This is a genomic window from Lentilactobacillus sp. TOM.63, assembly GCF_030361045.1.
GTDB lineage: Bacteria > Bacillota > Bacilli > Lactobacillales > Lactobacillaceae > Lentilactobacillus > Lentilactobacillus dabitei.
Genome location: NZ_JAUCAP010000023.1, coordinates 1 through 19,226 on the forward strand (window position 1 = coordinate 1; position 19,226 = coordinate 19,226).

The following is a 19,226-nucleotide window of genomic DNA, read 5'->3' on the forward strand; positions in this document are numbered from 1 at the left end:
AAACAAAAAGAGCCCTAATCACAAAGTGATTAGAACTCGAATTTAGTTTCACCAACAACAGTTGACGAAGAGCCATTTCAGTTTGGAGACCCTTTAAATATTCGGTCATATAGGTAATTGGATTTTAGCTAAATCGATCAATATCTTTACTCTGAATCACACACATGACGCCACTGCCAAATTTAAACCGAGCCTTGTCACCAACAAACTCATTGCTGGCCAGTGAAATTGGCCGTTTGACTTGATAGTCATCTAATTGATATTTTTCGTCAAATAATGTCAAGTGATCCATTGGGGTTAAGGCCACGAACGCCAAATACTTCTTATCAGGTTCTTTCGTGATGGTATACTCCCCAGGCAGAAAAAAGGTAATCGTATTTTGTTTGTCGATCATTCTAATTTTTGGTGCATATTTTTTGAACCGGGGTTCCAAGACCATCCACAGATTGGCCAAAAAATGGTCTAATCTTCCGCCGGTGGCACCGTATATATCCAGACGGTCGGCGTGATGCTCCTCAATGGCGACTTTTAGGCCCAATTGCGTATCCGTATCGTCCTTTTCAGGAATCGATTGGCGAATATCGCTGACATGAGCCTTCATTAATTGATATTCTTCCGGTTGAAGTGAATCAAAGTCACCAATCGCAACTAACGGATCAATGCCCATTTTGATGAGATGGAGGTTTCCCCGATCGATGCCAATCCAGTTTCCTTTTATCTCACCGTTTTTCACTTGTTGTGGCCACAAATCAATTGGTCCGCCAACCAGTAAGTTTAATAATTTCATTTATTTTGTGGCGTCCTTTAAAGCTTGAATTCTTGAAACCGGGTCATCGTTATCAAAAACATATGAACCCGCAACAGCAACGGTCGCACCTGCTTGATAAGCACCGACAACGGTTGAGTCGTTTACCCCACCATCGATTTCAATGTCGAAGTTCAGGCTTTGTTGCTTTTTGATTTCGTTTAATTCAGCAATTTTCTTAACCGTTTCTGGTAAGAACTTTTGACCACCAAAGCCTGGGTTAACAGTCATGACAAGCACTTGATCGACCATATAAAGAACAGGGGTAATGGCGCTAACTGGCGTTCCTGGGTTGATGACAACCTCTGCTTTAACCCCTTTATTCTTAATCATCTGGAGTGCCCGATGAATATGGGGAGTGGCTTCAGTGTGAACACCAATAATATCAGCCCCTGCATCGGCAAAGTCTTCGACGTAACGTTCTGGAGATTCAACCATCATATGAACATCCAACGTCATATCAGTAATGGGACGAATGGCTTTTACCCAGCCAGGGCCATATGACAATGCTGGCACAAAGGCCCCATCCATAATATCAATATGTAAGAGCTCTGCGCCACCCTTATCCACCATTTCGATGTCTCGTTGAAGATTCACATAATCCGCGCTCAAAATTGAAGGTGCTACTTTAATCATTATTAACTTCCTCACTTTTTATAAATTGGTTTACGATTCTTGATATCCGTATATAACTGAAGGTAATTTGTATATCGTGATTCCATGATTGTCCTGGCACTCACTTGACGTTTCACTTCACAATCCGGTTCATTAACGTGAACACATCCCCGAAATCGGCATTTCACTGCGGCTCGTTTAAATTCAGGGAAATAGTTGGCTAATTCACGGTAATCAATTTCTAGTGTATCATATGAAGAAAAACCAGGTGTGTCAGCAATTAAGCCATCATTAACTTGAAGTAACGCAACTTTTCGAGTTGTGTGTTTTCCACGATTAAGGGCAGCTGAAATTTCTCCGGTCTTTAACTGGAGGTCCGGTGCCAGATGATTGAGCAGTGTTGATTTTCCGGCACCAGTTTGCCCCATAATGACATTTTCTTTACCAGCAAATAGCTGTCGCAGCTGATCTAATGATGATGGATCAAATGCCTGCTCCGGAAAGATGACTTTATAGGGAACGGCCCGATACCCCTTAGCAATCGTTTCTAGATGAGCCCGCTGTTGGTCAGTTAACAAATCCGTCTTAGTAAAATAAATAATTGGCGTAATGCCGCTAATTTCTAACGCAATCAATTGACGATCCAACAGATTGCTTGAAAATTCGGGTTGGACAGCGGCGGTTGCGACAATTGCCTGATCAATATTTGCGATTGGCGGCCGGACCAAAGAGTTCTTCCTTGGTAACATACTCAAAATGTAACCCTTATCGCCATCTTCAATTTGAAATTCGACGTCGTCGCCAACTAACGGCGTAATCTTACGTTTTCGGAAATTCCCCCGTGCACGTGTCCGGTATACCTTCCCCTCAGAGTGGACATCGTAAAATCCACTCAGGGATTGAAAAATCTTTCCCTTTGTCAATTCATCACCTCGATAAAAAAATTACTTCACCTATCATTATAGGAGAAGTAACTTTAATTTGCAGTAATTAATTATTGAGAATCTTGGGTAACGTTGTTATCACGCAGAATTGTTTTGCCATCACGAACAACTTTGTAACGGCCAACCTCATTCTTCGTCAATTTAAAAGGTAAGTTCACCGGGGTATCTTTGGTGATCACCATCTGTTTGTAAATCGTTGAAAAGTCATGATCGTGATCCTTTAGATAGATAAACACAACATTTTCGCTACTACCACTCGTTGTTTGGGTATCGTCCGAACTACCAGACGGGGTATCCGCACTTGGGCTGCCAGTTAATGGCTGAGAACTGCTCTCAGCGTCACTATTGGCATCAAAGTATGGAATCGTGATCCGCACGTTAAAGCTCTTCAAAGTATCCTGTTTGCTGCTCTTCGATCCTCTGGATAACCAAACAGCAACGTTTCCACCTTGCTGAATCACTTCATCGGCTCCAGGAGACTGGCGGACAACGCGTCCCTTAGGCTGATCATCAGAATAGACATAGTCAAAGGTTGGATTAATTTCTTCCTTGTTGGCATAACTCACAACCTGAGCCTTGGTCATCCCAGTCAGGTCTTTAAGGGTAATTTGCTTAACCCCGGTTGAAACCACAAACGTTAAAGTGTGCTTAGCCGGATTCAGCTTAGCCCCCGACCTGAAGTCTTGTTGTAAAATTCGACCGGATTTGAATGTTCCAGATGGTGCATTACGCTTGCGAATTTTAAACCCTTCCCGTTCGAGGCGGTCTTTGACTGAGTTATAGTTCTGGCCCACGTAATTACCAACGCGGACTTTCCGGGGACCAGAACTTACCACGAGAGAAACTTTGGTGTTTTTCTTAATCTTCGTATTCTCCTTGGGATTAGAAGAAATTACCCGATTGCGGTCGACGGTATCACTACCGTGGTACTTAACTTTACCTACTTGAAGATCGGCATTCTGAAGCTTTTGGGATGCCTCTTCCTCGGTTGTACCCGTGATGACCGGGACAGTTGTTCGACCGTTGGCAGTCACAATCATGACAAAAGCAACCAGGAGCACCAGTAGTCCTAAAATAGTGGCGATAATCAGCCGATGGCGCTTTTTCTTTTTAGGCGTCGATTTTTTGGGCGGCTGGTCTTTTGAAGCTTGTTTAGCTGGTTCGCTTCGTTGACTAGCCTGATCATTAGCTGAGGCAGGCTGATCTTGGAGCGGTGGAAACGGCATGACCCGGGTTGCTTCGTTCAAATCAGATTTTTTCTCGGGCACAACAAATCGTGGTTCATTGGCTCTGGAACGATCAAGTGACGTATTCAAGTCGTCAGCTAGCTGATCGACGGTTGCATAACGGTCGTTTGGGTCTTTTGCAGTCGCTCGTAAGACAACGTTTTCCATCGCCTGGGGGATTCTTGGATCAAAGTCACGAACGGATGGAATTGCTTCTTGAGAATGCTTAATTGCAATTGACACGGCCGTATCCCCTGTAAACGGTACTTTTCCCGTCAACAGTTCATACAAAATGATTCCCAGTGAATAGATATCTGACTGTTCGGTTGCAACCTGACCCTTAATCTGCTCTGGTGATAAGTAATGAATGGAACCAATAATTGAACGGGTTTGAGTCATTGTGTCTTCGGTGCCGGCCCGAGAAATCCCGAAATCGGTAATTTTAATATAGCCATTTTTATCAACTAAAATATTTTGCGGCTTGAGGTCACGATGAATGATGTGGTGGCGATGGGCTTCGCTAACAGCGGAACAAATCTGTTCCATAATGTTGACCACTTCAGCATATGGGATTGGAAAATGGTCACCAATGTACTTCTTAAGATCTTCACCATCGATGTACTCCATGACTAAATATTGCATTCCTTCAACTTCATCAACATCATAGATGCCAACAATGTGGGGATTATCCAGTTGGGTTGCCGCCATTGCTTCGTGCTGGAACCGTTTCTTGGCTTGTGGGTTATCCCGAAAGTCCAATCGCAAGAGTTTAACGGCGACCTCCCGTTTTAAAATGAGATCCTTGGCCAGGTAAACGTCGGCCATACCACCTTCACCAAGCCGGCCAATAATTTCATAACGGCCATTTAACACGTACCCTTTATTCATCGGTTTCCACCTCCGAATCGTACTGAGCAATCAAAACGGTAATGTTATCTAAACCTCCGTTTTGATTTGCAATGGATACTAACAGGTCACATTTATCCTGTAAGCTTTCATCCATCGCTAGAACTTTTTCAATATCGATATCATCGACCATATTAGTGAGCCCATCCGTACAGAGGAGAATCTGATCATTTGGGGATGCGGTATGCGGTTTAAAATCAGCAACAGAATCATCGTTGATACCAAGGCTTTTTGTAATGATATTTTTATAAGGATTGTTTTTGGCTTGATCGGGGGTCAAATCACCATGTTTAACTAACTCATTCACATATGAATGATCTTCGGTAATCTGGGTTAATTGACCATCTGAATAGACATAGCCCCGACTGTCGCCAATATTGGCAATCAAACCTTGTTTACCGTCGATAAGAGCGGCAACAATTGTTGTTCCCATCCCATGGAGCCGGCTATTCGTATTTGATTCTTCAATAATTGTCGTATTTTCTTCAGTTAATTTATTCTCAAACCAGGTTTCCAACTCGTCCAGACTATCGATGTCAGTTTGTTGAAAGCTCTCACCAAACTGAGTCACGACCATCTGGGAAGCTACTTCGCCAGCGTTGTTGCCACCGATGCCATCAGTGATGATGGCGAGGACTAATCCCTTCTTGTTTGAAAATGCGCCGACGGCATCTTCGTTCTTGTCACGAACTTTACCTGTCGACGATTGATACGCAATTTGCATGTAAATCAACTCCGTTACGATTTCCTTACTAAAGAACTAACAAAGAAGCCATCAGAACCATAGTCATCGGGATAGATTTTAAGCATTTGATCGTCATGATTATGATCAAGATCCAAAGCAGTTTGCGTCTTGACTACCTCAAAATTTGGATGAGCTGCAATGAATTGATCAATGACATCTTGATTTTCTTGGTCAACAATTGTACAAGTGCTATACGTAATCATACCACCAGCTTTAACCTTTGGGGCAACGGCATTTAGAATTTGCAGCTGGATGGTACTGAGTCGGTCAATGTCTTCAGGCGTCTTATCATAACGAATTTCTGGTTTTCGCCGTAATAATCCAAGCCCCGAACAAGGTGCATCAACTAAGATCTGGTCGAATAGGCCATCGTTAAACTTTTGATCAACTTTTCGGGCATCCAATTCAAAGGTCTCAATTTGTTTTTCAACTCCCAGCCGGGTCGCATTACGTAACACCGTCTTTAGTTTATTCTTGTGGATATCGAGGGCGAAGACTTTCCCACCGTCCAATCTACTGGCAATTTGGGTCGTTTTCCCACCCGGAGCACTGCAGGCATCCAAAATAGTATCATCAGCGGCAATCTTCATCGATTCCACCGGCAACATGGCGCTTTCATCCTGAATGGTCAATAAACCATCTTTGAAAAATGAACTGTGAACAATCTGGCCACTTTTAACGATGATTCCTTCACTGGCAACCTCACTATCTTCAACATCATAGCCGTCGGCATTGAGTTCGGTCATCAAATCAGCCTTTGTCGTCTTGGTTGAATTGAAGCGAACCGATTGTTTGGGAGCCATGTTCAGTGATTGCAAAATTGCCTTGGCTTTTGGCTTTCCAAGTTGATCTTGTAACATTGTGACTAACCAGGTTGGCACACTGTAGGCAATCGATAAGCGCTCAGTTACATCTTTGATGGCATCAACTTCAGGAGTCCCCTTACGATCCATTTGATGTAGGATTCCAGTCACGAACCGCCTTGTCCCATCGTGGCCCATCGATTTGGCAATCTTGATGGTTTCATCAAAAATGGCCCGTTTGGGAACGCGGTCTAGATATTCAAGTTGATACATTGCCGTGTACAATAATTCTTTGACCCAATTCTCTGTATTTTGAGGCTCGCGAATGAATGGGCTAAGCTTGTATTGGAGCGTGAGCCGATGTTGGATGACCCCATAGACGATATTGGTAAACAATGCTTTGTCTTCCGGCTTCATTGAAGTTGACTGAATCACCGCATTAATTTGTAAGTTGGAATATGACCCCGTACTGGTTCTCACTAAGGTTTCAACTGCAAGTTGACGCGGATTGTTCGTTTTGTATTTCATTTATTTAATCACCTGTTGACCAACTTTTAACGATTGGCCGCTTCCATTTAAATAGTCTGTAATTGCTTGTTTGGGTTTACCGGCAGGCTGAACTTCCAATAAGGAAAGAACACTGCCATTGCCAGCTGCTAAGTATAAATCATGTTTATCCTTTTTGACAACCGTTCCAGGAACTGCGGTCGTTGAATCGTCGACGACAGCGGTTTGCCAAATCTTGACCCGTTTGCCATTTAACATTGCATAGGCTCCCGGATCTGGTCGTAGAGCTCGAACTTTGGCGTCCACTAAAAAGGCAGACTGATTAAAATCGAGTTCTTCTTCCTCTGGCTTAATGTTAGGCGAAAAAACAACCTTGTCAGCATCTTGAGGCGTCGCTTGGATATCTCCGGAGATAATTTTTGGTAAGGTTTGTAAGAGCACGCCTCGGCCAACGATGCTTAGCTTGTGAAACATAGATTCGGTATCGTCATCATCTTCTATCGGGATGGCTTTTTGTGCCAAGATATCGCCAGCATCCATTTTTTTGACCATGTAAATTAAACTGATGCCGGTTTCTTTATCACCATTCATGATCGCGTATTGTACCGGTGCACCACCGCGATACTTGGGTAATAACGAACCATGAACGTTGACAGCGGCAATTTTGACGGCATTTAACATCTTAGTTGGTAAGAATTGGCCATATGCGGCGGTGACGATGAAATCAGGATGCAGATCGATGACCCGCTGCATTTCTGCGCTGCCGCTTAATTTAGCTGGTTGAAAAACGGGGATCTTGAGACTCACAGCCAGCTTTTTGACGGGCGTTTGTTGAATCTTATGTTTTCTTCCAACCGGCCGATCCGGCTGAGTGACTGCTGCTACAACATCATAATCGTTGTCAACGAGCCCCTGCAGAACTGGAACAGCAAATTCTGGGGTCCCCATAAATACTATGGTTGTCAAATTAATCGTTTCCTTTCATTACATAAAATCGAGTGGTTCATTATCAATTGCAATCTGTAACCCATGACGTTGCTTTTTCTGTGAATCAACTAAAATTTGATCCAAAGTCTTTTTTAAATTGGGTTCTTTTCGATACTTAATGATGATTTGATAATAATATTGATTGTTAATCCGAGTAATGGCCTTAGGCGTTGGTCCGAGGATAATCGCCTGCTTAGATAAATTATCCTTCAAAAAGGTCAGAATGCCAAACATTTCTGAAGCCGTTTGATTTTCACTGGGTGAATTACCCGTCAATTTAATGGTGTAATAGTACGGTGGGTATTTGCCGTCATGGCGAACGTGCATTTCAGTCGCATAAAATCGTTCATAATCCTGAGTTTTAGCCAATTGAATGGCGTAATGATCCGGATTAAACGTCTGAATAATGACCCCTCCAACTTTATCAGCACGCCCCGATCGACCGGAAACCTGGGTGAGAAGTTGGAAGGTCCGTTCACTGGAACGAAAATCTGGAAACTGAAGCGCAGAATCGGCATTCAGTACGCCTACCAAAGTGACTTCGGGGAAATCCAGCCCCTTTGCAATCATCTGAGTGCCAAGCAAAATATCAGCCTTGTGAGCCCCAAACTTGCCAATAATGGCTTCGTGCGACCCCTTTCGCCTGGTGGTATCGACATCCATACGTAGCACCCGGGCAGTTGGAAACTGATTTCTCACCTGTTCTTCTAATTGTTGGCTGCCAACCCCATGAAACCGAATTCGTTTACTGTGACATTGTGGACAAACGGATGGAATCGGTTCCTTATGGCCACAATAATGGCAATTTAGAGTATGAGTGTCTTTGTGAACCGTCAATGAAATATCGCAATTGGGGCACTTGGGAACATAACCGCAATCTCGACACATTAAAAACGACGAGTATCCACGCCGATTTAACAACAGAATGATTTGTTCATGCTTTTCAAGCCGGTCAGAAATTGCGTTGGCAAGTTGGTTCGATAGGATGCTTTGATGTTGTGCCATTTCGGTTTTCATATCGACAATCGAAACATGGGGCAAAGCATGGTGGTTAATTCGTTCAGGGAGAGTCAAAAATCGATAGACCCCCTTCATTGCCCGCGCCCGTGACTCTAATGATGGTGTGGCGCTTCCCAGCACGACTGGGCAATGGTTGTAAGCAGCCCGCCACTTGGCAACGTCACGCGTCTGATAGCGGGGATTATCAGCCTGCTTGTAACTACTGTCGTGTTCTTCATCGATAATGATCAAACCAATATTGTCTAAGGGCGCAAAAACTGCTGACCGCACGCCGACAACCACTTTGGCTTGACCGGAATTGATCCGCTGCCATTCATCGTAGCGCTCACCATTTGATAGCGCGCTATGGAGCATGGCAACCTGATCACCAAATCGGCTACGAATTCGCCCAACAATTTGTGGCGTTAAAGTGATTTCGGGCACTAACATCAATGCTGTTCGCCCGGTTTCAAGAGCATGGGCAATCGATTGGAGATATACTTCGGTTTTGCCGGAGCCAGTTACCCCTTCCAACAAGAAGACGTCATTTTTTTGATCACTCACATCAATATTAATTTGGTCGACAGCTTTTTGCTGATCAGCATTTAAATGGAGAGGGTTCGTGTGGGCAACTGGTCTTAAAAACGGATTTCGAACGTGACGCTTCAGCGTGGCCTTTACCCAGCCTTTTTGTTCACCCGTTTTAAGGGCTGAAGTTGTCACTCCAGCAGCTGTTAGCTTACTTTGTAAAAAAGTTTCACCTGGGTGTTGCCTTAAGATCTCGAGTAATTTAATTTGGCCATTCGCATTTTTTCGAACACCCGCCAGCTCACCAGAGATTTGGTCTGGCTCCAGCATTGCTTGGTAAGCTTTCACCATAATTGGTCGCGCATGCTTGGTCAAGTTATATTCCACCCGAATTTTTCCCTGATGTTCTAGTTCGAGCACTTTTGTGACAGATTGGTTATTCAAATTTTGACGATTATAATCGATTTCATGCTGACCATGGAATATTTCTGGATAAGCCGCTACAACTGAATTCTCGGTTGCAATTAACCGTTTCTGATTCTTCGTTCGCATGCCGCCGGGCAACATGGTTTGCAAACAGCTGATTTTGAACGAATAGGTTTTGTCAGCCATCCAAGTTGCCAGTTGAAGAAGCTCTTTGTTAATCACGGGTGCCAAGTCAATCAGCGAATCAATTGGTTTTAATTTACCGTCAAATGCCGCTTTGTCTGTGATAGCCACCACAAAGCCAGTGATTCTTCGGTTGCCAAAAGAAACCGCCACTCGCATTCCAGGAACAACCTGGTCAGTCAGGTAGTCAGGAATCAGATAGCTGTATGGATTATTGGTTTGGCGAGTTGGGATATCAACGATGACCTGTGCAATCTGCAAGGTTAGGCCGCTCCTTTCATGATGTCGAGTTTATTCATTAAACGAGAATTTTTTTGCAAGAATCGTAATCAGTTCATTTGCGACGGCATGCTTGCTTTCAAGGGCAGTCTTAGTTTTTTCACCGTTTGCAAATAAAAAAGTGACCTGATTATTTTCGGAATTGAAGCCAATTTGGTGATTGGAAACATCGTTGGCGACAATCAAATCCAACTTTTTAGCCGCAATCTTTTTAGCTGCGTTTGCCAGCAAGTCATTTGTCTCCGCGGCAAATCCGACAATGACCTGATTAGGTTCTTTGGATGCAGCAACTGTCTTCAAAATATCAGGATTGCGGACTAACTGAAGGGTCATGGTTTCATTATTAGCCGTTTTCTTAATCTTTTGGTTTGCCACTGTTTTAGGTCGATAATCGGCCACCGCGGCAGCCATAATTAAAATATCGGCACTTACAAAATTCTGTTGGACTGAAGTCAACAATTCAGCGGCTGTCTGGACACGAACCAGTTTGACATTCGTTGGCGTCGGCAGCGCCGCATTTGCAGAAATTAAAGTCACGTCGGCACCAGCAACTTGAGCTGCTTCGGCGATCTCATACCCCATTTTCCCTGAAGAACGGTTTGTTAAATACCGAACTGGATCCAATGGTTCTTGGGTCCCACCGGCAGTCACAACAATATGCCTGCCGGCTAATAGTTGACTCGGAGAATCATATGTATGATCGACCCATTCAAAAATTTCAGTTGGTTCTGGCATCCGGCCACGGCCAGAATAACCTTCAGCTAAAAAGCCTTCTGCTGGCTGCATGATGTGAATTCCATGGTCCATTAGAGTCTGTAAGTTAAATTGGGTGGCAAAGTTAGTCAACATATGAGTATTCATTGTCGGTACAACAAAAATTGGCCTGGTCATTGCCAATAACGTTGCCGTAAGGACATTATCAGCAATTCCATTAGCCATCTTGGAAATGGTGTTTGCCGTTGCAGGCGCAATAATAGCAAGATCAGCGTCATCCGCAAGTTGAACGTGTGGAATTGTTTTAGGATCATCACCGCTAAAATCACTGGTCATAACGGCATTTTTGCTCAAAGTTTCAAAAGCGAATGGCGTCACAAATTGTTGAGCGGCCTCACTCATCACAACATGAACATCATTGCCGCTTTTAACAAGCAGTCGAGTTAGGGTTAAGGATTTATATGCCGCAATACTGCCAGTCACAAATAACACAACGTTTTTATTTTTTAACAATCGATTCACCGCCATTTCATTATTCAATCTTTATTGTACCAAACATTTTCTTGGTAATTAAAATAATCTCTTTCGATCCAAGAACTCTATGCCAATAACAAAGCGCAATGTCAGAGGATGGCTTTTTCTTAAAGTCTGCTGATCTTAATTATTTAACGAAGAAGGACAACCATTCCAAGATCCTGAAATGATTGTCCTTCTTCGCTAAATTCTGGAATTAAGTCGCCTTATCCCAGTTTCGCCTACTTAAACTTAATTAGTTAAAATCTTTTTCTTTTGGATCAATTTTTAGCACACCGGCAGCAATTTCTTCTAATGCCTTACCATCGGACTTTTGTGATTTATAGCTATCTAATAATGGTTTGGCGCCTGCGTCCAATTCATGGGCACGCTTGCTGGCAAGCATAATCAAAGAATAACGTGAATCAATTTGATCCAACAACTTATCAACTGATGGGTAAAGTAACATAATTAATCTTCTCCTAACATTGATTCATAATCGGGCATCACCCGAGCAACTTTTAATCGTTCACTTCTGATAATTGATTTAATTCGATCAACGGCATAAGGAACTTTGTCGTTCAAAACCGCATAATCATAGTTTCGCATCATGCTGATTTCACCAACGGCTTTTTTAATTCGACGGTTGATCACGTCCATTTCGTCAGTCCCTCTACCAATTAAACGGTGCTTTAATTCCATAAGGTCTGGTGGGGTTAAGAACACAAATACTGCATCAGGACAATTGGCCCGAATCTGCATGGCACCGTTCACTTCAATCTCCAAAAAGACATCTTTACCGGAATTCAACGTTTCATTAACATATTTTAATGGCGTTCCGTAGTAATTGTCAACGTATTTTGCGTATTCAAGCATCTCACCATCTTGAATGTTCTTCTCAAACTGTTCTTTCGAAACAAAATAATAGTCGACACCATTCTTTTCACCAGGGCGGGGCTCCCTGGTCGTCATCGACGTTGAGTATTCAAAATCAACATCTGGTTCTTCAAACAGCGCTTTTCTGACTGTTCCCTTACCAACTCCTGATGGACCTGACAAAACAATCAACATTCCTCTTTTAGCCATTGAAAAAATCCCTTCAATTATTTATAGTACCGATAATTATCGCCCTTTTTCCTTGATTTGACAAGTATTATTACCGGTTAATCTAATTCTACTTCATATTTTAAATTTGGTCTTGCAATTTCGAACAGTTGTTCGTATAATGAAACTACAAACAAACGTTCGGGGTGAACAAAATGCAAAACAAACAATCCTATTTATCGGAAATCACTAAATCTGTTAAAAACAATTACAATCGTTTCTTTGATCTCGTAACAGATAATACCCAGGTCAAACAAATGCCAACCTTTCAATTAGACGTCTACATTGATAAAGCTTTAAGTCAAAAGTTCCCAATTATCGTCCAATTTAACGATCATACGCCCGATTCAGCTGGCTATCTTTCAAAGATTAGTGACCGTCGCCTTTTAATCACATCGGCTGACAATCATTTTACGCGAATTTTCTCGATCAATGAAATCCAAGCAATCAAAAAGTTTTAGATGAACAACTCAAGCACATAAACACTAGGAGCGGCCAATTAAATGTGGTCGCTCCTTTTTCAATCTCCAAAACAACAAAGTTTAATCCTGACTAATTTTAACCTTTTCCTCGTCTGCCAAATTCAGGAGTTCCTGAGCATGTTCCTTAGTTAATTTGGTAACAGCCGTTCCAGCCAACATCCGGGAAATTTCCTTCACACTCTGTTTGGCAGTCAGTTCGGTAATCGTCGTAGTGGTTCGGTTGTCGGTTACTTTTTTTTCAATAAAATAGTGATGATCACTCATTGCGGCAACTTGTGGGAGATGTGTAATACATAACACCTGGGACTTGGTTGAAATCGTATAAATTTTATTACCAATTGCCTGAGCGACCCGACCAGAGACACCTGTATCTACTTCATCAAAAATGATCGAGGTGACCCCGGCAGCCCTTGCAAACATCGTTTTTAATGCCAACATAATACGAGACAGTTCCCCACCAGAAGCTGATTTAACCAAGGGTAACATTTTTTCTCCCGGATTGGTTTGAATATAAAATTCAACCCGGTCAGCACCCAGCCGGTTAAGTGCGGTATTTTGCTTGATGTTTACTTCAAAAACAGCCTTATCCATGTATAAATCCGCTAATTGATGATGAACCGCATTTTCCAATTCCTTAGCAGACTTGCGCCGGATGTCACTGATTTTTTTGGCATCTTTGATCAAGGATGCTTTGATCGTGGTTAATTGCTCGTCAAGATCTTGATCTTCACTGACCGTTCCAGACATATCCGCTAATTCTTTTTGAATTTTTTTCAGGTATTTCAGAATTTGATCGACAGAATCACCGTACTTATGTTTCAACTGGTAAATCGTATTTAACCGCTGTTCAACTTGATCAAGTCGATCCTGATCAAACTCTAAGCTGCTTAACTGATCGGAAATTTGACTGGCAACATCTTGAAGTGTAAAAAACGCCCCGGATAAATTGTCAGAAATTTGCTTGTAGTCTGGATCTAGGTCTTCAATTTCTTGCATTGAACTCATTGCTGATCCAATTGAATCCAAAGGTCCCGAATCGTCACCGTTGATTCCTTCATAGCTGCTCAATAAGGAATCATGAATTTTTTGAAAATTGTTAAGATGATCGCGTTCAGCCGTTAGCTCGGTATCTTCATTTTCATGTAAGTCAGCGGCCTCAATCTCTTTAATTTGGAATTTAAGCATGTCTACCCGTTGGGCCCACTGTTTTTCATTTTGATGTTTTTTCTCGTTGAGTGCTCGAAGTTTGATGAATTTGTCATACTTTTCTTGATAAGAACTTAAAACTGATTGCAATTCGTCTTCCGCAAAATCGTCTAGTAATTGAATATGCCGTTCCGGCTTCATTAATTCCTGGTGTTCGTTTTGTCCTTGAATGTCGACAATGGTTTCGCCAATTCGTTTCAACGATGCAATATTGACCATAATCCCATTCACCCGACAACTATTGCGCCCGTTTGCAAAAATTTCGCGTTCAATAATCACGTTACCATCGCTGTGATCAATCCCAAGGTCATCTAAAACAGCATATGTAGGATTGTCATTATGGAGGATGAAGTTACCCTGAATGACCGACTTTTTCGCGCCGGTTCGAATCAAATCGTGGGAACCACGGCCACCAACCAGTAGCCCGACCGCATCAATAATAATCGATTTGCCGGCACCGGTTTCGCCAGTTAACACCGTCATGCCTGCTTGAAATTCAATGTCTAAATATTCAATGATCGCAAAATCAGTAATTGATAGTTCAAGTAACATAAATTAACCCTTTCAATGATTGTTATTCAGTACTGAGCATATTGTTAATTTGATTACGGAAACTGAGCGTATCCGCTTCTGTCTTGCAAATAATAAGAACAGTATTATCATCACCAATTGTTCCAAAAATCTCGCTGTAGTTCATTTGGTACATCAGGCTGGAAATAATTGGTCCACTACCGGGTAAGACCTTTAAAAAGACAAACTTGTCCTGGGAATCGACTGAAACAAATGAATCTCGGATTGTTTGAACTAATTTTTTCTCAGTATCAATATTCTTTTGAGTTGGCAGGCTGTATCGATATCCGCCAGTCACTGAGGGAACCTTTACCAACTGCATATCTTTAATGTCCCGGGACACTGTTGCTTGGGTCACTTTGACGCCCTGCTTTTCCAGCAAGGTGACAAAATCTTCCTGCCGCTGAATATTATTGCTTGTTAATAACTGTTTAATTAATCTTTGACGTTCTTTTTTGCGCATACCTTCACCCCCGGAAAATCTGTTAAAGGGATGGATTTTTATCCCTTTAATTCAGAATAAGCGTTTTCAATCACTTTTTCAATTGAAACATTATCCGCCATGATGGGATTTTCGACAGATCTTAGTGCGACTAAAAATTCAATATTACCAGCGCCACCCTTAATTGGTGAAAAGTCCAAATGTTCGACTGAGTAGCCTGTGGCAACTGCAAAGTTAAGGATCTTTTTCAGGACCATTTTATGGACAGTTGGGTCACGGACAATTCCATGCTTGCCAACATTACTTTTACCAGCCTCAAACTGAGGCTTAATAAGCGCAACGACTTGACCGTTTGGTACCAGAATCGTTTTTAAGACGGGGAGAATTAACTCTAGTGAAATGAAAGAAACGTCGATTGAAGCAAACTGGGGCTGGCCATGGGTAAAATCGGCCGGTTTACTGTAACGAAAGTTTGTGTGCTCCATTACAACAACCCGAGGGTCCTCCCGCAGCTTCCAAACCAATTGATTACTACCAACGTCCAATGCATAGCTGAGTTTAGCCCCGTTTTGGAGCATCACATCGGTAAATCCACCAGTTGAAGACCCAATATCCAGAACGGTCAAACCCTTGACATCAATGTTGAAAACATCCAAGGCTTTCGCCAGCTTCAAACCGCCCCGACTCACATAAGGCATTGGTTTACCCTTTAAATGTAACTCAGTATCAACTGGAATTTTTGTTCCCGGTTTATCCAACCGTTCTTCATTGTCACCAAGAATTTCACCGGCCATGACCGCCCGTTTGGCTTTTTCTCGGGTATCAAATAACCCTTGTGTTACCAATAAAACATCCACTCGTTGTTTTTCCATTACTGTTCGTCCTTAAGTACAAAATAGTTACAAAATTCAGCCAAAAGAGTCGTATCGACCCCTAATTTTTTACTGGCAATGGTCAGTGATTGGCGGGCATCTTTGACCGTTTGGTTAAGCGCCGCCTTTGCGCCAGCCAGCCCCAAAAGATTAGGATAAGTATTTTTGCTGGCATCCTGATGAACTGGTTTGCCAATTTGCTGTTCTGTGCCCACGACATCCAAAATATCATCGTAAATTTGGAAGGCGGCCCCGTATGATTCAGCGAACGCCAAAAGATCAAAACGATCGTCAGGGGAAATGCCGCCAATAATTAGCCCAGCGTTGATCGCGTATCGAATCAATGCGCCCGTTTTATGCCTATCTAATTTTTGAAGTCCCGCCAGTGATAGTCTGGTCCCTTCAAAATGAATATCGTCAGCTTGACCAGAAGCCATTCCTTCAGGACCAGCCGCCTTGGCAAGTTCAAGCGTCAACTCAGAATGAACTTCTGCAGGCAACTGATTGTCAACCAACCATTGAAAAGCCAGTGCTTGTAAGCCATCGCCAGCAAGTGTGGCCATCCCTGCTCCGTAGACAACGTGATTGGTTGCTTTGCCTCGGCGTAGATCATCATTGTCCATTGCAGGCAGGTCATCATGAATTAATGAGTAGGAATGCATTAATTCCAATGCACAAACGGATTTTAAAACGTCATGTGTGATCGGCTTGTCGAAAATGGATAACACTGCCAGCGTAAAAAGCGGTCGTAACCGTTTGCCACCGGCGTTAACCGAATAGCCCATTGCTTCTGCGAGGGTTTCTTCATCGGTATCAGCTGGAATTTGAGTTTCAAGAAAATGATTAATTTTTGGAAGCCACTCAGATTGAAATATGTTAAGCTTGGTTGCCATTACTATCACCTTTTTGATTATCACTGTCATCTGGACTTTCGAAGGAGACTTCATTACCATCTTTATCCATCATTTTAGCCATGGTGTGTTCAGCCTTGCTTAAAGTGTCCTGGAGTTGTTCGCTTAATTTAATGCCAGTTTTAAACTTTTCCATCGAATCTTCAAGGGAAACATTGCCCTGTTCCAACTGATTGACAATGGTTTCCAACTGATCCATTTTTTGTTCAAATGTTTGATTCTGTTCTGGTTTATCAGCCATCTTGATTGTCTTCCTTTTTGGTTATTTTCGATACAGTTGCTTCAACAATACCATCACTAAAGTGGACCTTAATTGCTTTTGTGTTAAGTTGGGCAACTTGACTAATGAATTGATCTTTTTCATCGGTTGTAAATGTATAGCCTCGACTTAAAATTTTAAGTGGGCTTAAATGGTCTAGTGACGCTACCAGCATCTGATACTGTTGCTGGTTGTTTTTAATCGTTTGAATTGCGGATTGCTTTAATCGTTGCTGAAGTGCACTCAGTTTTTGCTGTTGTTCCTTAATTGTGTACGTTGGCGCCACAAGCCGTAATCTCATATTCAGATCGGCAAATTTTTCTTTCCGTTTACTCGTAATCCTATCTGATTGATTATACAAATGTTGAACCAGCAAATCCAGTCGCTGTGAGAAACTTTCGTAAATTCTCTGAGGAGTGGTGAAAACGGTTGACTTTTGCAATCGTTTCAATCGTAATTTCTCTTGCTGGATAATCTGATAAGTGGCGTTAATGATTCGATTCTGGGTTGTCTTTAAATCCACTAGAACCTGATCCAAACGAGGGACGGCTAGTTCCGCTGCAGCAGTTGGCGTTGCAGCCCTAACGTCTGCAACTAAATCCGCAATTGTGGTATCGGTTTCATGTCCGACAGAGGAAATAACCGGGATCCGACTCCCAACGATTGCGCGGGCAACATTTTCTTCGTTAAATGGCCAGAGGTCTTCGATTGAACCGCCACCACGGCCAACAATCAACGTATCAAAATTGCCGAGACCGTTCACTCGATGAATTTGGTTGACGATATCCTCACTGGCTTCATTTCCTTGAACCAATGCTGGAAACAAAACGATTTGAGCAATTGGATAACGCCTGCGAACGGTTGTGATAATATCTCGGATCACTGCACCACTGGGAGAAGTCACGACTGCAATTTGCTTGGGAAACTTTGTTAACGGCTTTTTGGGTAAATCGAATAATCCTTCATCAGCAAGCTTCTTTTTTAGTTGCTCATAAGCTTGGTAGAGTTGGCCAACCCCGTCAGGTTCCATGCGGTCAACGTAAATTTGATAACTACCGGTTGGCTCATATAATGAAATGTGACCAACCACCAATACCTTCATCCCTTCTTCAGGCGTGAATTTGATTCTATTGAAAGCTGACTTAAACATAATGGCGCTAATCTTGGCACGATCATCTTTCAAACTAAAATATTGATGGGCATTTGGCCGCAACCGAAAATTAGAGATTTCACCCGTTAGATAGACTTTTGATAAGTATGGATCAACGTCAAATTTTCTTTTAATATATTTAGTTAAGGCACTAACGGTCAAATAATCGCTAGTGACAGAATCATTTACCACTTTGACTACTCCATTCTGCTAAATCAACACTTTGTTGCATGAGGGTTGCAATGGTCATTGGGCCCACACCGCCTGGAACTGGGGTAATATAACTCACCTTATCAAAGAGATCGTCATAATCAGTATCTCCAACCAAATGACCTGCTTCGTTAATGTTTTGACCAACGTCGATAACCACTGCCCCTTCCCTAACCGCATCTTTCGTTAAGGTATGTAAATGACCCGTAGCTGAGACGATGATGTCTGCGTTCTTTGTGTATTCAGTAATGTCCCTGGTAAACCTGTGAAGAATCGACACACTGGCACCGGCATTTAACATTAAGGCTGCCATTGGCTTGCCAACAATGGCACTTCGTCCGATCATGACTGCATTTTTCCCTTTTAATGAAATGTGATATTCATCAAACATCGTCATGATGCCCTTAGGCGTGCAAGAAACTGGAAATTCGGTTGTATCATTCAAATATAACTTCCCAACATTGATTGGATGAAAGCCATCGACATCCTTTTCAGGTAAAATGGCGCGGGTGATATCTTTTTCATTAATCTGGTCAGGAAGTGGATCTTGAACTAAAATACCGTGAACTGCGGGGTCTGCATTGTAATTTGCAATCAATTTTAACAAGTCTGCTTCTGAAGTATCCGCCGGTAATTGTTTGACGGTTGAATTAATTCCCAATCGTTTAGCTGTTCGGTTCTTATTACGAACATAACGTTCACTTGCCGGATCATTTCCAACAATGACGACGACAAGCCCTGTGGTAACCCCAAACTGCGATTGTAATTCTTCTACCCGTTTGCTGGTACGTTGGTTCAGTTTCTTTGCAAGTGCCTTACCGTCAATAATCGTTGCCATCG

19 protein-coding genes are annotated in these 19,226 nt (G+C 42.5%); 1 reads left to right on the top strand and 18 read right to left on the bottom strand.

The features are described 5' to 3' along the window. Nucleotides 1-124: 124 nt before the first annotated feature. From QUF07_RS06155 to gmk, 11 genes are all read right to left on the bottom strand, one after another. Entirely contained in the window at nucleotides 125-787 is a 663-nt protein-coding gene (locus QUF07_RS06155; RefSeq protein WP_217162921.1) for a thiamine diphosphokinase, read from the bottom strand. Then, on the bottom strand, nucleotides 788-1,441 hold the full coding sequence (rpe, locus tag QUF07_RS06160; RefSeq protein WP_289427003.1) for a ribulose-phosphate 3-epimerase: 654 nt from the start codon (nucleotides 1,439-1,441) through the stop codon (nucleotides 788-790). An 11-nt stretch (nucleotides 1,442-1,452) separates the two neighbouring features. Further along, nucleotides 1,453-2,343, bottom strand: a complete 891-nt coding sequence (rsgA, locus tag QUF07_RS06165) for a ribosome small subunit-dependent GTPase A (RefSeq protein WP_217162917.1) — start codon at nucleotides 2,341-2,343, stop codon at nucleotides 1,453-1,455. Between the two features lie 71 nt (nucleotides 2,344-2,414). After that, nucleotides 2,415-4,478: a Stk1 family PASTA domain-containing Ser/Thr kinase gene (gene pknB, locus QUF07_RS06170; RefSeq protein WP_289427004.1), complete on the bottom strand. Its 2,064-nt coding sequence runs from the start codon at nucleotides 4,476-4,478 to the stop codon at nucleotides 2,415-2,417. Beyond that, on the bottom strand, nucleotides 4,471-5,220 hold the full coding sequence (locus QUF07_RS06175) for a Stp1/IreP family PP2C-type Ser/Thr phosphatase (RefSeq protein WP_289427005.1): 750 nt from the start codon (nucleotides 5,218-5,220) through the stop codon (nucleotides 4,471-4,473). Before QUF07_RS06175 ends, pknB begins: the two co-directional genes overlap by 8 nt. 14 nt (nucleotides 5,221-5,234) lie before the next feature. Beyond that, complete coding sequence (gene rsmB / locus QUF07_RS06180) at nucleotides 5,235-6,572, bottom strand: 16S rRNA (cytosine(967)-C(5))-methyltransferase RsmB (RefSeq protein WP_217162911.1); 1,338 nt, start codon at nucleotides 6,570-6,572, stop codon at nucleotides 5,235-5,237. Beyond that, a complete protein-coding gene (gene fmt / locus QUF07_RS06185; protein WP_289427006.1) occupies nucleotides 6,573-7,517 on the bottom strand; it encodes a methionyl-tRNA formyltransferase in 945 nt (314 codons plus the stop codon). 18 nt (nucleotides 7,518-7,535) lie between these two features. Beyond that, the gene (gene priA, locus QUF07_RS06190) at nucleotides 7,536-9,935 is read right to left on the bottom strand and encodes a primosomal protein N' (RefSeq protein ID WP_217162907.1); all 2,400 of its coding nucleotides are present in this window, start codon (nucleotides 9,933-9,935) and stop codon (nucleotides 7,536-7,538) included. A gap of 30 nt (nucleotides 9,936-9,965) precedes the next feature. Then, a complete protein-coding gene (coaBC, locus tag QUF07_RS06195; RefSeq protein WP_289427007.1) occupies nucleotides 9,966-11,180 on the bottom strand; it encodes a bifunctional phosphopantothenoylcysteine decarboxylase/phosphopantothenate--cysteine ligase CoaBC in 1,215 nt (404 codons plus the stop codon). Nucleotides 11,181-11,436: 256 nt separating this feature from the next. Beyond that, nucleotides 11,437-11,649: a DNA-directed RNA polymerase subunit omega gene (rpoZ, locus tag QUF07_RS06200; RefSeq protein WP_008856842.1), complete on the bottom strand. Its 213-nt coding sequence runs from the start codon at nucleotides 11,647-11,649 to the stop codon at nucleotides 11,437-11,439. A gap of 2 nt (nucleotides 11,650-11,651) precedes the next feature. Then, entirely contained in the window at nucleotides 11,652-12,266 is a 615-nt protein-coding gene (gene gmk, locus QUF07_RS06205; protein ID WP_217162905.1) for a guanylate kinase, read from the bottom strand. Between the two features lie 173 nt (nucleotides 12,267-12,439). Here gmk and QUF07_RS06210 point away from each other — a divergent pair, with 173 nt between their 5' ends. Further along, nucleotides 12,440-12,745 (top strand): hypothetical protein, encoded by a 306-nt coding sequence (locus QUF07_RS06210; protein ID WP_217162904.1) that lies wholly within the window; start codon nucleotides 12,440-12,442, stop codon nucleotides 12,743-12,745. 81 nt (nucleotides 12,746-12,826) lie between these two features. Here QUF07_RS06210 and recN read toward each other — a convergent pair whose 3' ends face one another. From recN to QUF07_RS06245, 7 genes are read right to left on the bottom strand one after another with little or no spacing between them, the layout of a single operon-like run. Beyond that, entirely contained in the window at nucleotides 12,827-14,524 is a 1,698-nt protein-coding gene (gene recN, locus QUF07_RS06215; RefSeq protein WP_217162903.1) for a DNA repair protein RecN, read from the bottom strand. 22 nt (nucleotides 14,525-14,546) lie between these two features. Then, a complete protein-coding gene (gene argR / locus QUF07_RS06220; RefSeq protein ID WP_056982683.1) occupies nucleotides 14,547-15,005 on the bottom strand; it encodes an arginine repressor in 459 nt (152 codons plus the stop codon). A 38-nt stretch (nucleotides 15,006-15,043) separates the two neighbouring features. Beyond that, complete coding sequence (locus tag QUF07_RS06225; RefSeq protein ID WP_289427008.1) at nucleotides 15,044-15,856, bottom strand: TlyA family RNA methyltransferase; 813 nt, start codon at nucleotides 15,854-15,856, stop codon at nucleotides 15,044-15,046. After that, a complete protein-coding gene (locus QUF07_RS06230; RefSeq protein WP_217162900.1) occupies nucleotides 15,856-16,749 on the bottom strand; it encodes a polyprenyl synthetase family protein in 894 nt (297 codons plus the stop codon). Before QUF07_RS06230 ends, QUF07_RS06225 begins: the two co-directional genes overlap by 1 nt. After that, nucleotides 16,733-17,008, bottom strand: coding sequence for an exodeoxyribonuclease VII small subunit (locus QUF07_RS06235; protein WP_217162898.1), 276 nt, complete (start codon nucleotides 17,006-17,008; stop codon nucleotides 16,733-16,735). The genes QUF07_RS06230 and QUF07_RS06235 overlap by 17 nt, the downstream gene beginning before the upstream one ends. Continuing rightward, nucleotides 17,001-18,368 (bottom strand): exodeoxyribonuclease VII large subunit, encoded by a 1,368-nt coding sequence (xseA, locus tag QUF07_RS06240; protein ID WP_217341686.1) that lies wholly within the window; start codon nucleotides 18,366-18,368, stop codon nucleotides 17,001-17,003. The genes QUF07_RS06235 and xseA overlap by 8 nt, the downstream gene beginning before the upstream one ends. Next, the gene (locus tag QUF07_RS06245) at nucleotides 18,358-19,224 is read right to left on the bottom strand and encodes a bifunctional 5,10-methylenetetrahydrofolate dehydrogenase/5,10-methenyltetrahydrofolate cyclohydrolase (RefSeq protein WP_289427009.1); all 867 of its coding nucleotides are present in this window, start codon (nucleotides 19,222-19,224) and stop codon (nucleotides 18,358-18,360) included. The genes xseA and QUF07_RS06245 overlap by 11 nt, the downstream gene beginning before the upstream one ends. Nucleotides 19,225-19,226 lie beyond the last annotated feature (2 nt).

Bases quoted from the DNA above. Each gene is read 5' to 3' on its own strand.
- QUF07_RS06155 (WP_217162921.1), bottom strand. From the start codon at position 787: ATGAAATTATTAAACTTACTGGTTGGCGGACCAATTGATTTGTGGCCA.
- rpe (WP_289427003.1), bottom strand. From the start codon at position 1,441: ATGATTAAAGTAGCACCTTCAATTTTGAGCGCGGATTATGTGAATCTT.
- pknB (WP_289427004.1), bottom strand. From the start codon at position 4,478: ATGAATAAAGGGTACGTGTTAAATGGCCGTTATGAAATTATTGGCCGG.
- QUF07_RS06175 (WP_289427005.1), bottom strand. From the start codon at position 5,220: ATGCAAATTGCGTATCAATCGTCGACAGGTAAAGTTCGTGACAAGAAC.
- rsmB (WP_217162911.1), bottom strand. From the start codon at position 6,572: ATGAAATACAAAACGAACAATCCGCGTCAACTTGCAGTTGAAACCTTA.
- rpoZ (WP_008856842.1), bottom strand. From the start codon at position 11,649: ATGTTACTTTACCCATCAGTTGATAAGTTGTTGGATCAAATTGATTCA.
- gmk (WP_217162905.1), bottom strand. From the start codon at position 12,266: ATGGCTAAAAGAGGAATGTTGATTGTTTTGTCAGGTCCATCAGGAGTT.
- QUF07_RS06210 (WP_217162904.1), top strand. From the start codon at position 12,440: ATGCAAAACAAACAATCCTATTTATCGGAAATCACTAAATCTGTTAAA.
- recN (WP_217162903.1), bottom strand. From the start codon at position 14,524: ATGTTACTTGAACTATCAATTACTGATTTTGCGATCATTGAATATTTA.
- argR (WP_056982683.1), bottom strand. From the start codon at position 15,005: ATGCGCAAAAAAGAACGTCAAAGATTAATTAAACAGTTATTAACAAGC.
- QUF07_RS06225 (WP_289427008.1), bottom strand. From the start codon at position 15,856: ATGGAAAAACAACGAGTGGATGTTTTATTGGTAACACAAGGGTTATTT.
- QUF07_RS06230 (WP_217162900.1), bottom strand. From the start codon at position 16,749: ATGGCAACCAAGCTTAACATATTTCAATCTGAGTGGCTTCCAAAAATT.
- QUF07_RS06235 (WP_217162898.1), bottom strand. From the start codon at position 17,008: ATGGCTGATAAACCAGAACAGAATCAAACATTTGAACAAAAAATGGAT.
- QUF07_RS06245 (WP_289427009.1), bottom strand. From the start codon at position 19,224: ATGGCAACGATTATTGACGGTAAGGCACTTGCAAAGAAACTGAACCAA.